Below are 20,807 nucleotides of genomic sequence, written 5' to 3'. Positions count from 1 at the left end.
CATCGCAAGGATCACGTAAAGACACGCCAGAAAACGCCCATCAAAGAAATGCCGGCAAAATTGGCGGCTTCTTCAGCAACCTGCTAGACAAGGGTGGGAGCACGCATCATGGCCGAAACGGAACCGCGCAAGACCATCGTTCTGACCGGCGCCAGCCGCGGCATAGGCCACGCGACGGTGAAGCGCTTTTCGAGCGAGGGCTGGCGTGTCATCACCTGTTCCAGGCAGGCCTTCTCGGATGCCTGCCCCTGGCCGCTGGGGCCGGAAAACCATATCCGGGTCGATCTGTCCGATCCCGAGGATGTCGGGCGGGCGGTGTCGGAGATCAGCCGGCGCCTGCAGGACGATGGCGGGCGGCTCCACGCCCTGGTCAACAATGCCGGTATCTCGCCGAAGCTCGAGGATAGCGGCCGGATGAATTCCCTCGACACGCCGATGCAGGTCTGGCGCGAGGTCTTCCAGGTCAATTTCTTCGCCCCGATCATGCTGGCGCGCGGCCTGTTCGACGAGCTTGCCGCGGCAAGGGGCTCCGTCGTCAACGTGACGTCCATCGCCGGCGGCCGGGTCCATCCTTTCGCCGGCACGGCCTATGCGACGTCGAAGGCAGCGCTTGCATCGCTGACGCGCGAGATGGCGACGGATTTCGGTCCGCACGGCATTCGCGTCAATGCCATCGCGCCGGGTGAGATCGACACCGCGATCCTGTCTCCGGGCACCGAAAAGATCGTCGAGAACATCCCCTTGCGCCGTCTCGGGACGACGGCGGAGGTCGCCGACATCATCTTCTTCCTCTGCTCGCCGCAGTCCTCCTATGTCACCGGAGGCGAGATCCACATCAATGGCGGTCAGCACGTGTGATCGTCAGTGTCGGCCGTCCCGTCTCGTCCGTCATGCCAGCAAATTGCGCTCGATCTCGGCAAGTGTGTGATTGGTCAGCGTTTTCGGCACTTCCGTCTTGATGCGGCAAAGCACCGACTTGTGCATCTTCTTGCGGATGGCGCCCAGAACATGCGGCTGGGCGACGAGCACGAAATGGTCGAACGAGCCGTTCTGGGCCAGCTTGTAGAGCCGGTCGGCGATCTCGTCGGCGAAGCGCTCTTTGGCGATGCGGTGCCAGTCCGTATCGGCAACGGCGCTGCGATGCGCGAAGGCCGCATCGTTCAGCCGACCGGGCCTGTCGGTGCCCTGTTCATGCGTCGGCGGGTTCTCCTGGCTCACCTGGCGCACGACCTCGAGCTGCGGGTTGAGGGCGGTTCCGGCATTGCGCAGAAACAAGGCCTTTTCACCGTCGGCCACGACAACCCAAAGGTTATGCTCCAGCTTCAACAGGGACATTGCGCACTCCTTTGGTCTCAATGGAAGTCGTATCACAGGAGCTTAGACGAGACGGTCGGCGACGTCACGCCAGGCTTGCATTGCAACGCTCCCTCCCCGTCTGCGTTCCATCAGCGGCGACGGGGATGCGCGGCCCGGAAAATTATTCTGTGGCAATGGCGCACGGCGCAAAAGCGATTGCGGCAGCCATGGCCGCACGCTACCCCGTTTCTTCAGAAAATCGGCCTATCGGGTAACTATGCGGAACTTCAATGAGGGAGCCTGGCCCAATGCCGGTCGAAACCGACAAGCTGAATGCCTTTCCCGTCTTCATGCGGGTGGACGAGCGCACCGTCGTCATTGTCGGTGGCGGCGAGGAAGCGCTGGCCAAGGCGCGCCTGGTCGGTCAATGCAGCGCCCGCATCCGCATCCTGGCCGAGGCGCCGGAGGCTGCCCTTGCCGCATGGGTGCAGCACAACGATGCCGAACTGGTGCGCGCGCCCTATGATGCTGCGCGGCTCGACGGCGCCGCGCTGGTGTTCGCGGCCACCGGCGAGGAATATGCCGATACGCGTGTCATAGCCGATGCGCGTGCTCGCGGCATTCCGGCCAATGCCGTCGACCGTCCCGAGATCTGCGATTTCTATACGCCGGCGATCGTCAACCGGGCACCGGTGGCCGTCGCCATCGGCACGGAGGGCGCCGGGCCGGTTTTGGCGCAGATGATCCGGGCGAAGATCGATCAGCTTCTTTCGCCGACCCTCGGACCCCTGGCGCGGCTCGCCGCATCCTATCGCGATCTCGTCGAGCAGGTGGTTCCGAAGGGCAGCGCGCGCCGTCGCTTCTGGAGCGAGTTCTTCGAGGGCGCGCCGGCCCAGGCAATGGAACTGGGCCATATTTCGGAATCGCGCGAGGCCGCCGAGCGCCTGCTTGGCGGGCGTGAAACGACGCGTGGTCATGTCGCGCTGATCGGCGCCGGGCCGGGCGCGGAAGATTTGTTGACGCTGCGCGCCCAGCGCCTGCTGATGCAGGCCGATGTCATCCTGTTCGATGCCCTCGTGCCCGAGGCCGTCGTGTCGATGGGACGGCGCGACGCCGAGCGCATCGCGGTGGGCAAGCGCAAGGGCTGCCATTCGAAGTCGCAGGCCGAGATCAACACGCTGCTGGTCGAACTCGCCGGCGACGGCAAGCGCGTGGTGCGGCTGAAGTCCGGCGATCCGTTGGTCTTCGGGCGTGCGGGCGAGGAAATGCAGGCGCTGCGCGATGCCGATATCGCCTACGAGGTCGTACCCGGCGTGACGGCAGCCTTCGCCGCTGCGGCCGATTTCGAGCTGCCGTTGACATTGCGCGGTGTCACGTCCTCCATGGTCTTCACCACCGGCCACGACCTCAAGGGATCGACGCTGCCCGATTGGGGCAAGCTGGCCATTTCCGGCGCCACCGTCGCCATCTATATGGGCCGCACCGTCGCCGCGGACGTTGCCGCGCGCCTGATCGACGCCGGCCTGTCGTCGGAGACGGCGGTCGCGGTGGTGGAAAACGCCAGCCGCGCCGAGCGCCGGCTATTTCATGGGACGCTCGCCGACCTGCCGTCGCTCGAAGCGATGGACGAACTCACCGGTCCGGTAATGACGATCATCGGCGACGCCGTCGCCGGGGCCAATTTCGATCATTCCACGCCGCTGGCGCGCCGCAGGCCGCAGCCGGTGGCCATTCGCCAAAGCCAGGGAGCGCAGGCATGAAGATCCTCACCGCCAACAGGCTGACGGACGGCGAGGCCGTGTGGCTGGCGTCGGACCGCTCCTGGGCCGAGACGATCGATGCGGCCGAGATCGCCCGCGACAAGGCCGGCGAGGAGACGCTGGAGCGCGCCGGCGAGGCGGCTGCGCAGAACAACGAGGTCGTCGACGTGAACCTGATCGATGTCGACATGGTCGACGGCCGCATCGTTCCCGTCCGCCTGCGCGAGCGCATACGCGCCGCCGGACCCACCTTCCGCGCCGATCTGGGCAAGCAGGCGCATTCGACCATTTCAAACGTGGCCTGACGCAGCACGCCGGGCACGCTACGCCAAGAGAAGACCGATGTATCGTTACGACGAGTTTGACCACAGTTTCGTCAAGGCCAGGGTCGCTGAGTTCTCCGACCAGGTCGCGCGCCGCCTGGCCGGCGAGATCACCGAGGACCAGTTCAAGCCGCTGAGGCTGATGAACGGCGTCTATCTGCAGCTTCACGCCTACATGCTGCGCGTGGCCATCCCCTATGGCACGCTCAATTCGCGCCAGATGCGCATTCTGGCGCATATCGCGCGCACATATGACAAGGGTTATGGCCATTTCACCACGCGCCAGAACATCCAGTACAACTGGCCGGCGCTGGCCGACGTTCCGGCGATCCTGAAGGACCTCGCCAGCGTCGAGATGCACGCCATCCAGACGAGCGGAAACTGCATCCGCAACGTGACGGCGGACCATTTCGCGGGTGCTGCGGCCGACGAGGTGGCCGACCCGCGGCCTTATGCGGAGATCCTGCGCCAGTGGTCGTCGGTGCATCCGGAGTTCTCCTTCCTGCCGCGCAAGTTCAAGATCGCGGTGACGGGGGCGGAGCGCGACCGCGCCGCCGTGCAGGTGCACGATATCGGCCTGCATCTGAAGAAGAACGCCAAGGGCGAGCTCGGCTTTTCCGTCTATGTCGGCGGCGGTCTCGGCCGCACGCCCATGGTCGGCAAGAAGATCCGAGATTTCCTGCCGGAAAAGGACCTGCTGTCCTACACGACGGCGATCCTGCGCGTGTACAACCTGCATGGCCGGCGCGACAACAAGTACAAGGCGCGCATCAAGATCCTCGTCCACGAGACGGGAACCGAGGAACTGGCGCGCCAGGTCGAGGCCGAGTTTGCGGCGCTCAAGGACACCGAGCTCAAGCTGCCGGACGAGGATGTACGGGCGATCGAGGCCTATTTCGCGCCACCGGCCCTCGTTGAACGGCCGGAAGGCGAGGCGGCGGTCAAGGCGGCCAGGGTGGAAAATGCCGGCTTCGCCGACTGGCTCGGCCAGAACGTCTTCACCCATCGCCATCCCGACTATGCCGCCGTCACGATCTCGCTGAAGGGCATCGGCGAGGTGCCGGGCGACGCAACGGACAGCCAAATGGAGGCGATCGCCGACCTGGCCGAAAAATACGCCTTCGACGAGATCCGCATCAGCCACGAGCAGAACGTGATCTTCCCGCATGTCGCGCGCGCCGATCTGAAGGCCGTCTATGACGGGCTGGTCGAGATCGGTCTGGCGACGGCCAATTCCGGTCTCGTCACCGACATTATCGCCTGCCCGGGCCTCGATTACTGCGCGCTCGCCAATGCGCGCTCGATCCCCGTCGCGCAGGAAATCTCCAACCGCTTCGCGTCGCTGGAGCGCCAGCGCGAGATCGGCGAATTGAAGCTGAAGATTTCCGGCTGCATCAATGCCTGCGGCCATCACCATGTCGGCCATATCGGCATTCTCGGGGTCGAGAAGAAGGGCGCCGAGCTCTACCAGGTGACGCTGGGCGGTTCGGGCGACGAGAACACCTCGATCGGCGAGATCGTCGGCCGCGGCTTTGCGCCCGACCAGATCACCGATGCGATCGAGACCATTGTCGATACCTATCTTGGGCTCAGGACGGATGCGTCCGAGCGCTTCATCGACGCTTATCGCCGGCTTGGACCGGCACCCTTCAAGGAGGCGCTTTATGCTGGCGAAGCTAAAGCCGCTTGACGCGGAGGCCGAGGCCCAGATCGAGGCCGCGGCACTCGACGAGCGTTACGGACATCTGGCGCCGCAGGACCTGATCGCGCTTTCCGCTGGCCGGTTCCGCCCCGGCGAGATCGCCGCGGTCTCGTCCTTCGGCGCGGATTCGGCCGTGCTCTTGCACATGATCGCGCGCATCGATCCCGCCCTGCCGGTCCTTTTCCTCGACACCGGCAAGCATTTCGGCGAGACGCTGGATTATCGCGACGCGCTGGCGGCCGATCTGGGGCTGCGCAATCTGCGCATCGTTCATCCGCGCGCCGAAGCCCTTGCCGAGCGCGATCCCGACGGCACGCTGCACCAGCACGATACCGACGCCTGCTGCGATATCCGCAAGGTCGAGCCGATGGCGCGCGCCGTCGAGCCGTACGCTGCCTGGTTCACCGGCCGCAAGCGCTTTCAGGCGGCGAGCCGCAACGGGCTGTCGGCCTTCGAGGCGGTCGGGTCGCGCATCCGCATCAATCCGCTTGCCCGCTGGGAGACAGCCGATCTCGCCGCCTATATGCGCGAGCACGCCCTGCGCGAAAATCCGCTGGTGGCCTATGGCTACCTGTCGATCGGCTGCTTTCCGTGCACCGAGCCCGTCAAGCCGGGCGAGGATGCGCGTTCGGGCCGTTGGGCCGGCCAGGCCAAGACCGAATGCGGCATTCACCTTTCGGGGCTGGAAAGCTCCCTGACCGCGTCTTCGCTGTAGGAACTGCCATGACCGAGGTTGCCGACAATCCGAGCCGCGTCTGGACCCCCGAAGGTTTTCGTGACGACGGCTGGCGCCATGCAGAAGGCGCCGAGGCGCTCGAAGGCAATGGCGGCGTCATCCTGCCGCTTGCCGTGTGGAAGGCGCTCGACCCGGCGGTCCGCGAGGCCGAGAAAGACCGTATCGGCGTCCTCATCGCGCCGGGCGAGGATATCGCCGAGATTGCCGACGCGCTGGCGTCGATCCCGCTGGTGGCGCTCGCCTTCCCGGCCTTCAACGACGGGCGCAGCTTCTCCAAGGCCACGCTCCTGCGCAGCCGCCATGGCTATGAGGGCGAGATCAGGGCTTGCGGCGACGTGCTGATCGACCTGATCCCGCATATGCTGCGCACCGGCTTCGACGTGCTGGAGGTATCGAACGAAACGGCGCTTGCCCGACTTGCCGAGGGCCGTATCGGCGGTCTGCCGCTGTACTATCAGCCTTCGGCCAGGCCGGCGGATGCCGGCCAGCGCTATTCCTGGCGCCGCAAGCCGGCGGCCTGATATCCCACCACCGTCATCCGCGCCTCTCAATGGGTCCCGGCTCTCCCTCGTTTCACTCACTCGGCCGGAATGGCGTGGAGTGCGCGGCGCTCACAGCGCTGCCTTTGCATGCTGCGCCGCCAGCCCCTTGTAGAGATGCACCATCATCGCCGCGGCGAAGAGCGGCGTCATCAGGTTGAGTAGCGGCACGGCGAGGAAGCCGGCGATGATGAGCCCGGCCAGGAAGACGGTGCCGGCATGGCGGCGCCTCAGCGCCCTGGCATCGGCCTCGGGCAGGAAGCGCATGGCGGCGAATTCGAAGAACTCCCGGCCGAGCAGATAGCCGTTGACCAGGAAAAACGCGATCAGATTGACGCCCGGTATCAGCAGCATGAGAAGCGCGAAGATATTGCCCAGGATGACGACGGCGAAGAACTTGATCGACAGCCAGACCGCCTGTCCCATTGGCAGGGCACGTCCGGGCGGGTCCTGCGGATAGTCGGTCTGCTCCACCACTTCGGCGATGTCGTCGAGGAAGATGCCGGCGACCAGCGCGCTGACCGGTGCGACGAGAAGCGCCAGGCCGGCGGCGAAGCCGATGCCGGCAATGATGGCGGCGACCATGCCGAACCAGCCCGCCCAGGAGGGAAGGCCGGGCAGGAGTTGCTCCAGATAAGGCAGCGCCAGCGCGTCGAAGACCTCCCACAGGCCGAACCACAGCGCGACCAGCGCAAGCAGCGTTATGCCCAGCGTTTTCAGCATGACGGAGCGGAATTCGACCGAGAAGAGGCGGGCGAAGGCTGCGCGTGCGGCGTCGATGATCATCTGTAGTGGCGGTCCTGTTGCCGCCGCGACATAGGAAGCCGGATCGATACTGACAAGCCTTCCGACCTCTTGTGCAAAAGTCACCGGGGCCGCGCCCATCCAGGGATGGAGCGCCCTTCGCCACGGCACGTTCCAGGTCCATTATGGCCCCACGGGTTTGCAAAGCCGGCCGGATTCGCTAAACCGGTCGCGCATTTCCTGGGTCCTAACTTCCGGATAGACAATTGAATTCAAATACCGAGTACGACGTGCTTTGCGTCGGCAACGCCATCGTTGACATCCTTGCACGCTGCGATGACGACTTCCTCGTCGCCAACGGCATCGTCAAAGGCGCGATGAACCTGATCGATGCCGAGCGCGCCGAATTGCTTTACGAGCGTATGGGTCCGGCCATCGAGGCCTCCGGCGGCAGCGCCGGCAACACCGCCGCCGGCATCGCCAGTTTCGGCGGCCGCACGGCCTTTTTCGGCAAGGTGGCCGACGATCATCTGGGCAAGCTCTACCGGCACGACATCCGCGCCCAGGGCGTGGCCTTCGACACCGACCCGCTTGCCGGCACGCCGCCGACCGCGCGTTCGATGATTTTCGTCACGCCCGACGGCGAGCGTTCCATGAACACCTATCTCGGCGCCTGCGTCGAACTCGGTCCCGTCGATGTCGAGGAGAACAAGGCCTCGGGGGCCAAGGTGACCTATTTCGAGGGCTATCTGTGGGATCCGCCGCGCGCCAAGGAGGCGATCCGCCTGAGCGCCGAGGCCGCCCATGCGGCCGGGCGCGAGGTTTCGATGACGCTGTCGGACGCCTTTTGCGTCGATCGCTATCGCGAGGAGTTCCTGGAGCTGATGCGCTCGGGAACGGTCGACATCGTGTTCGCCAATGAAAGCGAGCTGAAATCGCTCTATCAGACCTCGTCCTTCGAGGCCGGGCTGGAGGCGATCCGCAAGGATTGCCGCCTGGCCGCGGTCACGCGTTCGGAAAAGGGGTCGGTGATCGTGCGCGGCGAGGAGACCGTCGAGGTCGAGGCCATGGCGATCGACAAGCTGGTCGACACGACCGGCGCCGGCGACCTTTACGCCGCCGGCTTCCTGTTCGGCTATACGAGCGGCCGCAGCCTGGCCGATTGCGGCAGGCTCGGTTCGTTTGCCGCCGGTCTCGTCATCCAGCAGATCGGGCCGCGACCGCAATGTGATCTGCGCCAGGAAGCCGCGCAGGCCGGATTGCTGTAGTTACGCGCGCGCTCCCGCGTTACGGGATGTCTTCCGGGTCACGGCCCGGCCGGCTCTTGTAGCGCGGGAATGTCCAGCCATAGCGCAATGCGCCGCCGCGCACGATGAAGGCCGTGGCAAAGGCCAGTGCGGCGGCTGCCGGCAGTGGCAGGCCGGCAAGCATCATGGCGGTGTGGACGAAAGCGCCGGCAAGGGCGGCGGTGACATAGACCTCGGTCCTGAGAAGCACGGAGGGCTCTCCAGCCAAGAGATCGCGCAGGATGCCGCCAAACGTTGCCGTCAGCGTGCCCATGAGAATGGCCACGGTGGCCGACCCGGTGGCGTCGAGCCCTTTCTGGGCTCCCAGCACGCAATAGGCCGCAAGGCCGACGGCATCGAGCCACAGCAGCAGCTTATAGCGCGATTCCACCAGATGCGCCGTGAAATAGACGAGGACGGCGACAAGCGCGGCAACCAGGATGTGTCCCGGGTTGACGACCCAGAACACCGGCAGGTCCAGAACCACGTCGCGCACGGTTCCGCCGCCGATCGCGGTGATGCCGGCAAGGAACAGAAAGCCGATGATGTCGAGCTGCTTGCGCGAGGCGGCCAGCGCGCCGGTGGCGGCAAAGACGGCCATGCCGCCATAGTCGAGAATTTGCAGCGGGTTCATCGAGCCTCCGGAATAAAGGCCCCATGTGTCGCGTGCCGGTGCGCCGATGGCAAGCCGGGACGCCGAATTCGGCTCATGATGACTCGTCTACGGGACAGGCCTGCGCCGGCGAGGGCATCCTTCGCGGGCCGATTGCCGCGCAAGATGCCCTTCCATTTTTCATCCTGTTCGACCGGTGTCAGGCGACGGCTCCCGGGCGAAACGCTCAGGCGTCCTTTTCGGCCTGCTCGTTGATCGGCCCCGGCTCGGCCGGCGATTCGGGCGCCGGCTGCTTCGGGCCGCCCTTTGCGACGCCCACCATGGCCGGGCGCAGGACGCGATCGGCGATGATGTAGCCGGGCTGGACCACTTGCACCACCGTGCCGGAGGCGACCTCGGGATTGGGCACCTCGAACATGGCCTGATGGAAATGCGGGTCGAAGCGCTCGTTCAGCGGCTCGATCTTCTTCACGCCATGCCTTTCGAGCCCCGACAGCATGCCGCGCTCGGTGATGTCGACGCCTTCGATCAGCGATTTGAACCCGGCATCGGCCGTCTCGCGGGCTTCGGCCGGCACCGCGTCGAGCGCCCGACGCAGGTTGTCGCACACCGTCAGCATGTCGCGAGCGAAATTGGCGATCGCATAGGAGCGCGCGTCATGGACGTCCCGGACCGTGCGGCGGCGCAGGTTCTCCATGTCCGCCGCCAGCCTCAGGGCGCGGTCGTTCAGTTCCTCGTTTTCCTTGGCCAGTCGCATGAAAGCCTCGAAATCGGCTTCCGGCGCCTCTCCGGCCGGCTGCCACGTCGCCGCTTCGGTTTCGGCGTTCTCCGGCACGGCTTCGTCTTCTGGCGCGCGTTCGTTCTTTGCCTTTTCGTTCATCGGTTTTCCCGTCATTCAACTGGTCTCGATTTGCGGCGGATATCGATGCTTGGCGCGGAAAAATCAAGGGCCGGTGGATTCAGCCGAGCATGCGGCCGATCACCTGGGCAGTATAGTCGACCATCGGCACGATGCGCGCATAGTTGAGCCTGGTCGGCCCGATCACCCCGAGCGCGCCGATGATGCGGGCGTCGCTGTCGCGGTAGGGCGCGACGACGAGCGACGAGCCGGACAGCGAGAATAGCTTGTTCTCCGAGCCGATGAAGATGCGCACGCCCGAGCCGTCCTCGGCCAGGTTGAGCAGCTGGATGAGACCCTCCTTGGCCTCCAGATCGTCGAACAGATGCCGCAACAGCTCGATATCGGCCTGGGCGGTGACGTTTTCCAGGAGATTGGCCCGGCCTCGCACGATGATCCGCGCCGGTAGGTCGCTTTCGTCGCCCGCCCACACGGCGAGACCCTTTTCGACCAGGTCCTGCGACAGCGTATCGAGGGCGGCGCGCGTTTCCTCCTTCAGCCGGGCGACTTCCGAACGCGCCTCGGCAAGGGTGCGCCCGCGGATGTGGGCGTTGAGGTAATTGGAGGCTTCGTGGAGTTGCGACGCGGTGATGCCGGCGGGCAGATCGAGGACGCGGTTCTCGACGTCGCCGTTCTGCGACACCAGGACCGCCAGCGCCTTGGCCGGTTCGAGCTGGATGAACTCGATATGCTTCAGCGCCGCTTCGGTCTTCGTCGCCAGAACGAGGCCGGCGCCGCGCGACATGCCCGACAGCATCTGGCTCGCCTCGGTCAGCATGTGCTCGATCGACGCGCTGGCGGTCGATGCCTTCACCTGGGCTTCGATCGTGCGGCGTTCCTCTTCCGACAGGTCGCCGATCTCCATGAAGGCGTCGACAAAGAAGCGCAGGCCGCGCTGGGTGGGCAGCCGGCCGGCAGACACGTGCGGCGCGTAGATGAGGCCGAGGCTCTCCAGGTCGCTCATCACGTTGCGCACGGTGGCCGGCGACACCGTGGACGGCAGCATTCGCGAGAGATTGCGCGAACCGAGCGGATCGCCGTCGCGCATGTAGGACTCGACGATGAGCCGGAAGATGTCGCGCGAGCGCTGATCGAGTGTCTGCAGTGTGGGGTCGTTGACGGCTGTGTTCATGGGCCTTGCTAATACCTGGCAAACGCTCTTCTAAGATATAGTCGTTGCCGATTTGAACACAACTGCCCGGGATTTGCCCGATTTTCCTTTGCCTCGCGCAATTCATGCCGCTACAAGCCGCCGAAACAGCTATTCGACAGAAACCAGCGACAGGATGTCTTCATGCGCCCTTCAAAGCGCCAGCCCGACGAAATGCGCGCCGTCAGCTTCGAGCGCGGCGTGTCCAAGCATGCCGAAGGCTCCTGCCTGGTGCGTTTCGGCGATACGCATGTGCTGTGCACGGCCAGCCTCCTGGAAAAGGTGCCGGCCTGGATGCGCAACAGCGGCAAGGGCTGGGTGACGGCCGAATACGGCATGCTGCCGCGCTCGACGGGCGACCGCATGCGCCGCGAGGCATCTTCGGGAAAGCAGGGCGGGCGCACCCTTGAGATCCAGCGCCTGATCGGGCGTTCCCTGCGCGCCGTCGTCGACATGCAGGCGCTCGGCGAGGTGCAGATCACGGTCGATTGCGACGTGCTGCAGGCCGATGGGGGGACCCGCACGGCGTCGATCACCGGCGGTTTCGTGGCACTTTACGATTGCCTGGCCTGGATGGAAGCGCGCAAGATGGCCTCCATCGGCAAGGTGCTGAAGGACCATGTGGCGGCGATCTCCTGTGGCATCCATGACGGGGCGGCGGTGCTCGATCTCGACTATGCCGAGGATTCGGCAGCCGGGACGGACGCCAATTTCGTCATGACCGGCAAGGGCGGCATCGTCGAGATCCAGGGCACGGCCGAGGGCGAGCCGTTCTCGCAGGCCCAGTTCGACGAACTGATGGATCTGGCCCGCAAGGGCATTGCACGCCTGGTGGAACTGCAGAAAATGGCCGTCGGATAAGACTGGGAGCAGGACCCCATGCAGCCCCCCGCGATCCTCGAGACCGCGCTCTATGTCGACGATCTCGGCGCCGCCGAGGCCTTCTATTCCGGCATCCTCGGGCTTGAGCGCATCGTGATGGTCGAAGGCCGGCACGTCTTCTTCCGCTGCGGCTCGGGCGTGTTGCTGCTCTTCAAGGCCGAGGCGACGATCACGCCGCCGCCGCCCGAGGCTTCGCTGCCCGTGCCGCCGCATGGCACAAGCGGTCCGGGCCACATGGCGTTTGCGGCGAGTGCCGAAGAGGTCGAACGCTGGAAGCACCATCTTGAGGCAAACGGCGTCGGGATCGAGGCCGATTTCGAGTGGCCGCAGGGCGGCCGCTCGATCTATTTTCGCGATCCGGCGGGCAATTCGCTCGAGTTCACCGAACCAAGGATATGGGGTCTTTGATGCGCGCACTGGACGGCACGATCGTGGTGGCGAGCCACAATGCAGGCAAGCTGCGCGAGCTGGCCGAGCTCATGGCGCCCTTCGGCATCGAGGCCAGATCGGCGAAGGATTTCGGCCTGCCGGAACCCGAGGAAACGGGCACCACCTTCGAGGAAAATGCCTATATCAAGGCATTCGCCGCGGCCAAGACGACCGGATTGACCGCGCTCTCCGACGATTCCGGCCTGTGCGTCGACGCGCTCGACGGGGCGCCCGGCGTCTACACCGCCAATTGGGCCGAACGGCCGGACGGCACGCGCGATTTCATGATGGCGATGGAAAAGACCGAAAAGGCGCTCAGCGAAAAAGGTGCCGTTACACCTGCAGACCGGACCGGCCGCTTCGTCGCGGTCATATGCCTGTGCTATCCTGACGGCGAGGCCGAATATTTCCGCGGCGAGGCGGAAGGCACGCTGGTCTGGCCGCCGCGCGGCACGGACGGGTTCGGCTACGACCCGGTCTTCCTGCCGCTCGGCCATGAAAGGACATTCGGCGAGATGTCGGCGAGCGAAAAGCATGGTTGGAAGCCCGGGCATGAGACGGCCTTGTCGCACCGTGCGCGCGCCTTCCAGGCCTTCGCCCGGGCAAAGCTTGGAGCGGCATGAGCGCGTCATTCGTTCGCCCCGTCGACGATGAGCCGGGGTTCGGCATCTATGTCCACTGGCCCTTCTGCGCGGCCAAATGCCCTTATTGCGACTTCAACAGCCATGTCCGCCACCGGCCGGTCGACGAGGAACGCTTCGCGCGCGCCTTTGCCGCCGAGCTTGCCCATATGCGGCAGCGCACCGGGCCGCGCGCCGTCACCAGCGTCTTTCTCGGCGGCGGCACGCCGTCGCTGATGCGGCCGGAGACGGTCGGCGCGGTGCTCGACGCGATCGCGAAACAATGGACCGTTCCGGACGGCATCGAGGTGACGCTCGAGGCCAACCCGTCCTCTGTCGAGGCCGAGCGCTTCCGCGGCTACCGCGCCGCCGGCGTCAACCGCGTTTCGCTGGGCGTGCAGGCGCTCGACGACGCCGACCTGAAATTTCTCGGCCGGCTGCACAGCGTCGCCGAGGCGCTTGCCGCGATCGAACTGGCGCGCGAGACCTTTCCGCGGCTTTCCTTCGATCTCATCTATGCACGGCCGCAGCAGTCGCTCGAAAGCTGGGAAAGCGAACTCAATCGGGCGATCGACCTCGCCGCCGATCATCTTTCGCTCTATCAGTTGACGATCGAGGAAGGCACGCCGTTCTTCGCGCTGCACGCGGCGCGCAAATTCGCCGTGCCCGACACCGACCATGCCGCCGAGCTTTACCGGCTCACCCAGGAGGTGACGGCGGAGCGCGACCTGCCGGCCTACGAGATCTCCAACCACGCCCGGCCGGGCGCGGAAAGCCGCCACAACCTCACCTATTGGCGCTATGGCGAATATGTCGGCGTCGGCCCCGGCGCCCATGGCCGGTTTGTCGAGGACGGCGCGCGCGTCGTCACCATCGCCGAGCGCCATCCTGAAACTTGGGCCGACTGCGTCGAAACGCACGGTCATGGCGTGGTCGACGGCGAGATGCTGACGCGGGCCGAGGAGGCCGACGAGTTCCTGCTGATGGGGCTCAGGCTTGCCGAAGGCATCGACCTTGCCCGCTACGAGCAGCTTGCCGGGCGTCCACTTTCGTCCAGGAGCGTTTCCCTTTTGCAGGAGGAACGGCTTGTCGCGTCGCTCGGCAATTCACGCCTGCGCGCCACGCCGGCCGGCATGGTGGTGCTCGATGCGCTGGTGGCCGATCTCGCGCGCTGAGCGCCTTTTCGGTCCCAGGACACGCCGTTTCGTCATGACAGTTGCCGCCGCTGCCTTTGCATTCGCCGCGATGCGTGCGAAATCCATGCAGGCAATGAGCTAATGGAACCAAGATGACGCACACGGCGCCAGCGAGCTTCATAATCGGCCAGACGGAGGTTGCAGCGCCGCCGCTCGAGCCGGCGCTCTATCTGGTGGCGACGCCGATCGGCAATCTTGCCGACATCACCGTGCGGGCGCTCGAGACGCTGGCCGCTGCCGATGTCCTGGCCTGCGAGGATACGCGGGTGACGCGCGTTCTCCTGGAGCGCTACGGCATCCGCCGGCGCACCTTCGCCTATCACGAGCACAATGCGGCCGAAGCCGGGCCGCGGCTGATCACGGCGCTGGAAGACGGAAAATCCGTCGCGCTGTGTTCGGATGCCGGCACGCCGCTCGTCTCCGATCCCGGCTTTCGCCTTGTCGGCGAGGCGCTCGACCGTGGCATCCGAGTGGTGCCGCTGCCGGGCGCGTCGGCGCCGCTGGCCGCGCTGACGGCGAGCGGGCTGCCGTCCGACAGCTTCCTGTTTGCCGGCTTCCTGCCGGTGAAGGCCGGTGCCCGCGACAGCCGGCTGGAGAGCCTGAAGGACGCGCCGGCGACGCTGATATTCTTCGAATCGCCGCGCCGGCTCGACGCCGGCCTGGCGGCCATGGCGCGGGTTCTGGGCGGCGAGCGGCGCGCCGTCGTCGCGCGCGAGCTCACCAAACGGTTCGAGGAATTCCGCCGCGGCACGCTCGATGAGCTGGCCCGGCACTATGCGCAAGCCGGTGCCCCGCGCGGCGAGATTGTCGTCTGTGTCGCGCCCGCCGAGGGGCGGACGGCGCCGTCCGAAGACGATGTGGACCGGCTCCTCCTGTCGCTGGCCGCCGAACTGCCGGCGTCGAAGGCGGCCGGCGAGGCCGCGCGTATGACCGGCAAGGCGAAGTCCGACCTCTACCGCCGGCTCATCGAACTGAAGGATGCCGGCGATGACGGCTGAGGGCAGGGCGAGGCGCTTTCGTGCCTATCGCCGCGGCCATCGTGGCGAATGGCTGGCTGCCGCCGCGCTTGCCGCCAAGGGCTACCGCATCGTGGCACGGCGCCACCGAACCCGGCTGGGCGAGATCGACCTGATTGCCCGGCGCGGCGATGTCGTGGCGGTCGTCGAGGTCAAGGTGCGGCCCGACCTTGCGCAGGCCATGGACGCGGTCGGGCGCCAGGCGCAGCGGCGGATCGAGGCCGCCGCCGATTTGTGGCTTGCGCGCCAGCACGACCACGCCCGTCTGTCGCTGCGCTTCGACCTGGTCGCGGTGCTGCCGTGGCGCTGGCCCGTCCATATAGAGAACATCTTCGCCGGCTCGGGCTGACGGGGGTTTTACGCCGGTCGCATTCGCCGGTCGCCGGCGAAGCACTCGGCCGGAAACTCAAGCCGCGCGACCGGCCAATCGCACAATGCCATTACGCCGGAGCGCGTAATTGACAGACGCCAGGTGCAATGCCGGCGCGGACGGGGCTCGCAAAAGGCCGCGCAGGTCATGAGCGCCAGATTGGCGCCGCCCCGGGGATCGCGGACCGATGTGTAGCGGATCAACGCCACGCCGGCGGCGCGTGCCGCGTCGGCAAGGTCCAGACAATGGGTATAATCGGTCGGATGACACCACAGTCCGGCCTCTCCATCGAAAGGTGCGGCCGTCAGGTCAATGGCAAGGTCCACCGAGTAGGCAGTCTCGAAAGCGGTGAATTCGAGCGCATTGCGCGGCGGTGGCGTGTCCGGGCTCTCGGCAAGAAAGAGCAGCCGGTAGAACGCCGTCTCGGCCACTGCCGTTTCCGGTTTCTCGCTGGCGTAGAAGACGCCGGGCGTGTGGCCTTCGCGTCGAAAGCGCGACGGTCCCGGATAACGGCCATAGCGGAATGGCGTGGAAAGCAGATAGTCGAGATGCGCGCATTCGGGCGGGACGGGCGGTTTCGTTTGCTCGATCTCGGCCTCGAGCAATGCCTGTTCCTCCAGCGTGTCGGTGAGCTTCATCGTCGAAACGCGGTGCTGCGCCTCGACCAGCCGCCAACAGGCGCCCGCGCGCGCCTGCGCCTCAGAGCGGAGCGCGTCGGGAGTCCAGATAGCCGAGGACATGAACGAGGCCGTCAATCGTGCGGATGCGCTGCAGCGGCGTTCCGTCGAGGGCAGTGTTTCGGTTGTGCATCCACTGGCGCGAGACTGCGTCGTCACCGCCGGTGATGGCGTCGAGTGAACGGTATAGCCGCACGAACAGGATGGCCAGTTCATAGGCCTTGCCTGAAAGGTGCGAGGCGGCACGCCCCTGCTTCAGCCGCGACAAGGTGGCTTCCGACAGGCCGATCACGTCGGAGAGTTCGCGCGCCGTCACGCCGAGCAAGTCCGCTGCGCGGAACAGCGCCTTCGTGACCACGGCTTCGCGCTCGGGTGTCTGTGTTTGAAGGGCTCGTGCCATCGAAGGCCTCATGTGAAAGAAAAAATATCAAATATTTCACACGATGGCAATATGCGCCCTCACCGCCGCCGCGATACCCGCATCGGGAGACCGCCCTCGGGCTGGGTCGTCAGCTTTTGCACCGGCCATGGCTTCGTCTCCGGCAGTGTGTCGAAGCGGAAGCGCGACATCAGCACGCCGAGCGCGATGACCGCCTCCTGCATGGCGAAGCTGGCGCCGATGCACACGCGGGGCCCGGCGCCGAAGGGCAAATACTGGAAGCGGTCGATCCTGTCGCGGTTTTCGGGATGGAAACGTGCCGGAACAAATGCCTCCGGATTGTCCCACAGCTTGCGGTGGCGGTGCACCGTCCACGGCATGATCTGGATCTGCGTGCCCTTGCCGATGTCGAGGTCCTCGTAGCTGTCGGCCTCGACCGCCTCGCGGCTGATGGAGGCGGCCGGCGGATAAAGCCGCATCGCCTCCTCGAACGCGGCACGCGTCATGGGCATCGCGTCGAGCCATTTCACTGGGTCCGGCTCGCGTGCCAGCACCGCATCGATCTCCGTCTCGATCTTCCGGCGCTCCCAGGGGGCCTGCGACAGGCAGTAGAGCGTCCAGCCGAGTGCCCGCGCCGTGGTCTCGTGGCCGGCGCCGATGAATGTGATGATGTTGTCCTTGATCTCTTCTTCCCCCAAGCCGTCCGGACCCTCGGCCTTCAACAGGAGCGTCAGGAAGTCGTTCGGCGTGCCATCGGGGTCGCGGGCGAGCCAATCCTTGCGCATGGTCATCGTGTCGGCGACGATCTGACGGAAGAAGGCCATCGTCTTGCGGCCGCGCAGCCGGGTGATGCGCGGCAGCCAGTCGGGCGCGCCGATGAGATCGAGCGGGTCGACCCGGCCCATCGTCTCGAACAGGTGGTCGACCTGTTTGGCGAAGCTCCCCGGCTCGCCGGCAATCTCGCCGGAAAAAAGGGTCTCGGCGAGAATGTCATAGGTCAGCATCGTCATGTCGCGGGCGATGTCGGGCGGCTCGGATGGGTCTTCATAGCGCTTTGCGAATGTTTCGGCCGTCTTCAGCATGGCCTGCGCAAAGCCGTGAATGTGGCGCGGCGTAAAGACCGGCGCCATCGCCTTGCGCGAGCGGCGCCAGATGTCGCCTTCGGCCGTCAGAAGCCCGTCGCGCAGGATCGGCCGCAGGATCTTCTGGCGCACCCGCGCCATCTTGTAGTTTTTCGCGTTGTCGACAAGGATATGGCGGATGAGGCCGGGATCGTTGGCGATGACCAGTGGTCCGCCGATACCGGTCGTGATCGAGATCCACTTCTCATTGTAGGAGGGTTCGCCCCACAGCTCGAGCGGATTGCGGTAGACGATCCGTATCATCTGCAGCGTCGAAGGCGGCGATGTGCGCGGCTTCGGCGCCGGGGGCACGAAAGGGGTCGGCGTGGTGTCCATGAAAGCCATCCTGTGCTAGGAAAATGTAGGCTTGCAATCGTCGGCGATCAATCTCCAAGGGAAGGGACGGTCAGGGCGCCGGGAACGGCGGTTGCCGATGCCGCGCGAGATCGGCAAAAGTGCCTGTCAAACTTGGAAAAATCGGCTTGAACGCCTATATCTTGGGCATATTAAACGTGTGATTCGGGGCTGCACTTTCCGCGCCAATCCACCGGCAAAAAGACAACGGTTTCTTATGAGCGAAACGTCCGAAAACAATTCCGGCGAACCGGCCGAATACGGCGCGGATTCCATCAAGGTTCTCAAGGGCCTGGATGCCGTGCGCAAGCGTCCGGGCATGTATATCGGCGACACCGATGACGGCTCCGGCCTGCATCACATGGTCTATGAGGTGGTCGACAATGCCATCGACGAGGCGCTGGCAGGCCACGCGACGAAGGTGACGGTGACGCTCAATCCGGACGGCTCGTGCACGGTGACCGATAATGGGCGCGGAATCCCCACCGATATGCATGCCGAGGAGGGCGTGTCGGCGGCCGAGGTCATCATGACGCAGCTCCATGCCGGCGGCAAGTTCGACCAGAACTCCTACAAGGTCTCGGGCGGCCTGCACGGCGTCGGCGTGTCCGTCGTCAACGCGCTGTCCAGCTGGCTCAAGCTCAAGATCCGCCGCAAGGGCAAGATCCACGAGATGAGCTTTTCCCACGGCGTGGCCGACGCGCCGCTTGCCGTCACAGGCGATGCGGGCGACGAGACGGGAACCGAAGTGAGCTTCCTTCCTTCGACCGAAACCTTCACCATGACGGAGTTCAACTACGACACGCTGGAGCACCGCCTGCGTGAGTTGGCTTTCCTGAATTCGGGTGTGCACATTCATCTGACGGACAAGCGCCATGCCGATGTCAGATCTCAGGAATTTCTCTACGACGGCGGCATTGTCGAATTCGTCAAGTATCTCGACCGGGCCAAGAAGCCGCTGATCGAAGCGCCGATTTCGATCGGCGCCGAGCGCGATGGGATCACGGTGGAAGTGGCCATGTGGTGGAACGATTCATACCACGAGAATGTGCTCGCCTTCACCAACAACATTCCGCAGCGCGACGGCGGTACGCATCTGGCGGGCTTTCGCGGCGCGCTGACGCGCCAGGTGACCGGCTATGCGGAAGCTTCGGGCATTTCGAAGAGGGAAAAGGTCTCGCTGACCGGGGACGATTGCCGCGAGGGTCTGACGGCCGTTCTCTCGGTCAAGGTGCCGGACCCGAAATTCTCTTCGCAGACCAAGGACAAGCTGGTCTCCTCGGAGGTGCGCCCGGTGGTCGAAAGCCTCGTCAACGAGGCGCTCGGCACCTGGTTCGAGGAGCATCCGGGCGAGTCCAAAACGCTGATCAGCAAGGTGGTCGAGGCGGCCTCGGCGCGCGAGGCGGCGCGCAAGGCGCGTGAACTGACGCGCCGCAAGGGCGCGCTCGACATCACCTCGCTGCCCGGCAAGCTGGCCGACTGCCAGGAGCGCGATCCGGCCAAGTCCGAGCTTTTCATCGTCGAGGGTGATTCCGCCGGCGGCTCGGCCAAGTCCGGCCGTTCGCGCAAGAACCAGGCGATCCTGCCGCTCAGAGGCAAGATCCTCAATGTCGAGCGCGCGCGCTTCGACCGAATGCTGTCGTCCGACATGATCGGCACGCTGATCACCGCGCTTGGAACGGGCATCGGCAAGGACGAGTTCAATCCGGAGAAGCTGCGCTATCACAAGATCATCATCATGACGGACGCTGACGTCGACGGCGCCCATATCCGCACGCTTCTGTTGACGTTCTTCTTCCGCCAGATGCCGGAACTGATCGAGCGCGGCCATCTCTATATCGCCCAGCCGCCGCTCTATAAAGTTACCCGCGGCAAGAGCTTCCAGTATCTCAAGGACGAGCAGGCATTCGAGACATATCTGATCGAATCCGGTCTCGAGGATACCTTCCTGGAACTCGGCAATGGCGAAGTGCGGGCCGGCAACGACCTGCGCGCAGTAATTGAGGACGCATTGGCGGTGCGCAGCCTGATCAACGGCCTGCACACACGCTACGATCGCGCCGTGGTCGAGCAGGCGGCGATCGTCGGTGCCCTGAATCCCGATCTTTTTGCTGATCTTGGCCAGGCCGAAGAGATGGCGCAGCGCATTGCCGAGCGGCTCGACGCGATCGCCGAGGAAACCGAACGTGGTTGGGAAGGCCGCACTGCGACGTCCAATGACGGCTCGGGCGGTTTCATCTTCGAGCGCACCGTGCGCGGCGTGAAGGAGACCGTGCAGCTCGACATGGGGCTCATCGGATCGGCCGATGCCCGCGCGCTGAACCGCTATGCGGACCGCCTCGGCGAGATCTACGCGAACCTGCCGGTGCTCAAGCGCAAGGAGACGACGCAGGACATTTCGGGACCGATGCAATTGCTCGACGCCGTCTTCTCCGTCGGCCGCAAGGGGCTCACCTTGCAGCGCTACAAGGGGCTTGGCGAGATGAATGCCGAGCAATTGTGGGAGACGACGCTCGATCCGGATGAGCGCACGTTGCTGCAGGTCAAGATATCCGATGCCACCGATGCCGATTCCTTGTTCTCGCGGTTGATGGGCGACGAGGTCGAGCCGCGGCGCGATTTCATCCAGGAAAATGCGCTGAGCGTCGCCAATCTCGACGTGTAAGGCTATTCCCGGCAAGACTGGCCCAAGAAAAACGGCCGCATTCCCGCTACC

General features: G+C 65.3%; 22 protein-coding genes. 14 read left to right on the top strand and 8 right to left on the bottom strand.

Annotated elements, in window-relative coordinates:
- Nucleotides 1–108: 108 nt before the first annotated feature.
- On the top strand, nt 109–858 hold the full coding sequence (locus GM909_RS10225) for an SDR family NAD(P)-dependent oxidoreductase (protein WP_157016277.1): 750 nt from the start codon (nt 109–111) through the stop codon (nt 856–858).
- 30 nt (nt 859–888) lie between these two features.
- On the opposite strand, the gene GM909_RS10220 is transcribed toward GM909_RS10225, so the two are convergent.
- A complete protein-coding gene (locus tag GM909_RS10220) occupies nt 889–1,335 on the bottom strand; it encodes a baeRF12 domain-containing protein (RefSeq protein ID WP_157016276.1) in 447 nt (148 codons plus the stop codon).
- Nucleotides 1,336–1,604: 269 nt separating this feature from the next.
- Between GM909_RS10220 and cysG the strand changes: the two genes are divergently transcribed.
- The 5 genes from cysG to GM909_RS10195 are packed head-to-tail and all read left to right on the top strand — an operon-like array spanning nt 1,605 to nt 6,338.
- Nucleotides 1,605–3,056, top strand: a complete 1,452-nt coding sequence (cysG, locus tag GM909_RS10215; protein ID WP_157016275.1) for a siroheme synthase CysG — start codon at nt 1,605–1,607, stop codon at nt 3,054–3,056.
- The gene (locus tag GM909_RS10210) at nt 3,053–3,361 is read left to right on the top strand and encodes a DUF2849 domain-containing protein (RefSeq protein ID WP_157016274.1); all 309 of its coding nucleotides are present in this window, start codon (nt 3,053–3,055) and stop codon (nt 3,359–3,361) included. Before cysG ends, GM909_RS10210 begins: the two co-directional genes overlap by 4 nt.
- A gap of 37 nt (nt 3,362–3,398) precedes the next feature.
- A complete protein-coding gene (locus GM909_RS10205; protein WP_157016273.1) occupies nt 3,399–5,069 on the top strand; it encodes a nitrite/sulfite reductase in 1,671 nt (556 codons plus the stop codon).
- Nucleotides 5,044–5,796: a phosphoadenylyl-sulfate reductase gene (locus GM909_RS10200; protein ID WP_157016272.1), complete on the top strand. Its 753-nt coding sequence runs from the start codon at nt 5,044–5,046 to the stop codon at nt 5,794–5,796. The genes GM909_RS10205 and GM909_RS10200 overlap by 26 nt, the downstream gene beginning before the upstream one ends.
- Nucleotides 5,797–5,804: 8 nt before the next feature.
- Nucleotides 5,805–6,338, top strand: a complete 534-nt coding sequence (locus tag GM909_RS10195; RefSeq protein ID WP_157016271.1) for a DUF934 domain-containing protein — start codon at nt 5,805–5,807, stop codon at nt 6,336–6,338.
- Nucleotides 6,339–6,428: 90 nt separating this feature from the next.
- Here the strand turns inward: GM909_RS10195 and GM909_RS10190 are convergent, their stop codons facing one another.
- The gene (locus GM909_RS10190; RefSeq protein ID WP_157016270.1) at nt 6,429–7,142 is read right to left on the bottom strand and encodes a sulfate transporter family protein; all 714 of its coding nucleotides are present in this window, start codon (nt 7,140–7,142) and stop codon (nt 6,429–6,431) included.
- Nucleotides 7,143–7,366: 224 nt separating this feature from the next.
- Here GM909_RS10190 and GM909_RS10185 point away from each other — a divergent pair, with 224 nt between their 5' ends.
- Nucleotides 7,367–8,368, top strand: coding sequence for an adenosine kinase (locus GM909_RS10185; protein WP_157016269.1), 1,002 nt, complete (start codon nt 7,367–7,369; stop codon nt 8,366–8,368).
- A gap of 19 nt (nt 8,369–8,387) precedes the next feature.
- On the opposite strand, the gene GM909_RS10180 is transcribed toward GM909_RS10185, so the two are convergent.
- From GM909_RS10180 to hrcA, 3 genes are all read right to left on the bottom strand, one after another.
- The gene (locus GM909_RS10180) at nt 8,388–9,020 is read right to left on the bottom strand and encodes a trimeric intracellular cation channel family protein (RefSeq protein ID WP_157016268.1); all 633 of its coding nucleotides are present in this window, start codon (nt 9,018–9,020) and stop codon (nt 8,388–8,390) included.
- A 205-nt stretch (nt 9,021–9,225) separates the two neighbouring features.
- Nucleotides 9,226–9,879: a nucleotide exchange factor GrpE gene (gene grpE, locus GM909_RS10175; RefSeq protein ID WP_157016267.1), complete on the bottom strand. Its 654-nt coding sequence runs from the start codon at nt 9,877–9,879 to the stop codon at nt 9,226–9,228.
- Nucleotides 9,880–9,958: 79 nt separating this feature from the next.
- Nucleotides 9,959–11,029: a heat-inducible transcriptional repressor HrcA gene (gene hrcA / locus GM909_RS10170; RefSeq protein WP_157016266.1), complete on the bottom strand. Its 1,071-nt coding sequence runs from the start codon at nt 11,027–11,029 to the stop codon at nt 9,959–9,961.
- A gap of 162 nt (nt 11,030–11,191) precedes the next feature.
- Between hrcA and rph the strand changes: the two genes are divergently transcribed.
- From rph to GM909_RS10140, 6 genes are all read left to right on the top strand, one after another.
- Nucleotides 11,192–11,908: a ribonuclease PH gene (gene rph / locus GM909_RS10165; RefSeq protein WP_157016265.1), complete on the top strand. Its 717-nt coding sequence runs from the start codon at nt 11,192–11,194 to the stop codon at nt 11,906–11,908.
- A gap of 18 nt (nt 11,909–11,926) precedes the next feature.
- Nucleotides 11,927–12,337 (top strand): VOC family protein, encoded by a 411-nt coding sequence (locus tag GM909_RS10160; protein WP_157016264.1) that lies wholly within the window; start codon nt 11,927–11,929, stop codon nt 12,335–12,337.
- Entirely contained in the window at nt 12,337–12,981 is a 645-nt protein-coding gene (gene rdgB / locus GM909_RS10155) for an RdgB/HAM1 family non-canonical purine NTP pyrophosphatase (protein ID WP_157016263.1), read from the top strand. Before GM909_RS10160 ends, rdgB begins: the two co-directional genes overlap by 1 nt.
- Nucleotides 12,978–14,153: a radical SAM family heme chaperone HemW gene (gene hemW / locus GM909_RS10150; RefSeq protein WP_157016262.1), complete on the top strand. Its 1,176-nt coding sequence runs from the start codon at nt 12,978–12,980 to the stop codon at nt 14,151–14,153. Before rdgB ends, hemW begins: the two co-directional genes overlap by 4 nt.
- 113 nt (nt 14,154–14,266) lie before the next feature.
- Nucleotides 14,267–15,172 (top strand): 16S rRNA (cytidine(1402)-2'-O)-methyltransferase, encoded by a 906-nt coding sequence (gene rsmI, locus GM909_RS10145; RefSeq protein ID WP_157016261.1) that lies wholly within the window; start codon nt 14,267–14,269, stop codon nt 15,170–15,172.
- A complete protein-coding gene (locus GM909_RS10140) occupies nt 15,162–15,539 on the top strand; it encodes a YraN family protein (protein WP_157016260.1) in 378 nt (125 codons plus the stop codon). Before rsmI ends, GM909_RS10140 begins: the two co-directional genes overlap by 11 nt.
- An 8-nt stretch (nt 15,540–15,547) precedes the next feature.
- Here the strand turns inward: GM909_RS10140 and GM909_RS10135 are convergent, their stop codons facing one another.
- The 3 genes from GM909_RS10135 to GM909_RS10125 are packed head-to-tail and all read right to left on the bottom strand — an operon-like array spanning nt 15,548 to nt 18,073.
- Nucleotides 15,548–16,300, bottom strand: coding sequence for an RES family NAD+ phosphorylase (locus GM909_RS10135; RefSeq protein WP_157016259.1), 753 nt, complete (start codon nt 16,298–16,300; stop codon nt 15,548–15,550).
- On the bottom strand, nt 16,260–16,637 hold the full coding sequence (locus GM909_RS10130) for an antitoxin Xre/MbcA/ParS toxin-binding domain-containing protein (RefSeq protein ID WP_157016258.1): 378 nt from the start codon (nt 16,635–16,637) through the stop codon (nt 16,260–16,262). The genes GM909_RS10135 and GM909_RS10130 overlap by 41 nt, the downstream gene beginning before the upstream one ends.
- A 59-nt stretch (nt 16,638–16,696) precedes the next feature.
- A complete protein-coding gene (locus GM909_RS10125; protein WP_157016257.1) occupies nt 16,697–18,073 on the bottom strand; it encodes a cytochrome P450 in 1,377 nt (458 codons plus the stop codon).
- Between the two features lie 235 nt (nt 18,074–18,308).
- Here GM909_RS10125 and gyrB point away from each other — a divergent pair, with 235 nt between their 5' ends.
- Nucleotides 18,309–20,756 carry a DNA topoisomerase (ATP-hydrolyzing) subunit B gene (gene gyrB / locus GM909_RS10120; RefSeq protein WP_157016256.1) on the top strand — a complete coding sequence of 816 codons (2,448 nt, stop codon included), beginning with the start codon at nt 18,309–18,311 and terminating at the stop codon, nt 20,754–20,756.
- Nucleotides 20,757–20,807: the final 51 nt, after the last annotated feature.

Origin of the sequence: Mesorhizobium xinjiangense (genome assembly GCF_009749525.1) — a bacterium.
Taxonomy (GTDB): Bacteria; Pseudomonadota; Alphaproteobacteria; order Rhizobiales; family Rhizobiaceae; genus Mangrovimarina; species Mangrovimarina xinjiangensis.
This window is presented reverse-complemented; position numbering and strand designations above follow the sequence as displayed.

Bases quoted from the DNA above. Each gene is read 5' to 3' on its own strand.
- hemW (WP_157016262.1), top strand. From the start codon at position 12,978: ATGAGCGCGTCATTCGTTCGCCCCGTCGACGATGAGCCGGGGTTCGGC.
- GM909_RS10205 (WP_157016273.1), top strand. From the start codon at position 3,399: ATGTATCGTTACGACGAGTTTGACCACAGTTTCGTCAAGGCCAGGGTC.
- GM909_RS10140 (WP_157016260.1), top strand. From the start codon at position 15,162: ATGACGGCTGAGGGCAGGGCGAGGCGCTTTCGTGCCTATCGCCGCGGC.
- rph (WP_157016265.1), top strand. From the start codon at position 11,192: ATGCGCCCTTCAAAGCGCCAGCCCGACGAAATGCGCGCCGTCAGCTTC.
- cysG (WP_157016275.1), top strand. From the start codon at position 1,605: ATGCCGGTCGAAACCGACAAGCTGAATGCCTTTCCCGTCTTCATGCGG.
- GM909_RS10160 (WP_157016264.1), top strand. From the start codon at position 11,927: ATGCAGCCCCCCGCGATCCTCGAGACCGCGCTCTATGTCGACGATCTC.
- GM909_RS10180 (WP_157016268.1), bottom strand. From the start codon at position 9,020: ATGAACCCGCTGCAAATTCTCGACTATGGCGGCATGGCCGTCTTTGCC.
- grpE (WP_157016267.1), bottom strand. From the start codon at position 9,879: ATGAACGAAAAGGCAAAGAACGAACGCGCGCCAGAAGACGAAGCCGTG.
- hrcA (WP_157016266.1), bottom strand. From the start codon at position 11,029: ATGAACACAGCCGTCAACGACCCCACACTGCAGACACTCGATCAGCGC.
- gyrB (WP_157016256.1), top strand. From the start codon at position 18,309: ATGAGCGAAACGTCCGAAAACAATTCCGGCGAACCGGCCGAATACGGC.
- rdgB (WP_157016263.1), top strand. From the start codon at position 12,337: ATGCGCGCACTGGACGGCACGATCGTGGTGGCGAGCCACAATGCAGGC.
- GM909_RS10125 (WP_157016257.1), bottom strand. From the start codon at position 18,073: ATGGACACCACGCCGACCCCTTTCGTGCCCCCGGCGCCGAAGCCGCGC.
- GM909_RS10210 (WP_157016274.1), top strand. From the start codon at position 3,053: ATGAAGATCCTCACCGCCAACAGGCTGACGGACGGCGAGGCCGTGTGG.
- GM909_RS10200 (WP_157016272.1), top strand. From the start codon at position 5,044: ATGCTGGCGAAGCTAAAGCCGCTTGACGCGGAGGCCGAGGCCCAGATC.
- GM909_RS10225 (WP_157016277.1), top strand. From the start codon at position 109: ATGGCCGAAACGGAACCGCGCAAGACCATCGTTCTGACCGGCGCCAGC.
- rsmI (WP_157016261.1), top strand. From the start codon at position 14,267: ATGACGCACACGGCGCCAGCGAGCTTCATAATCGGCCAGACGGAGGTT.
- GM909_RS10190 (WP_157016270.1), bottom strand. From the start codon at position 7,142: ATGATCATCGACGCCGCACGCGCAGCCTTCGCCCGCCTCTTCTCGGTC.
- GM909_RS10130 (WP_157016258.1), bottom strand. From the start codon at position 16,637: ATGGCACGAGCCCTTCAAACACAGACACCCGAGCGCGAAGCCGTGGTC.
- GM909_RS10220 (WP_157016276.1), bottom strand. From the start codon at position 1,335: ATGTCCCTGTTGAAGCTGGAGCATAACCTTTGGGTTGTCGTGGCCGAC.
- GM909_RS10135 (WP_157016259.1), bottom strand. From the start codon at position 16,300: ATGTCCTCGGCTATCTGGACTCCCGACGCGCTCCGCTCTGAGGCGCAG.
- GM909_RS10195 (WP_157016271.1), top strand. From the start codon at position 5,805: ATGACCGAGGTTGCCGACAATCCGAGCCGCGTCTGGACCCCCGAAGGT.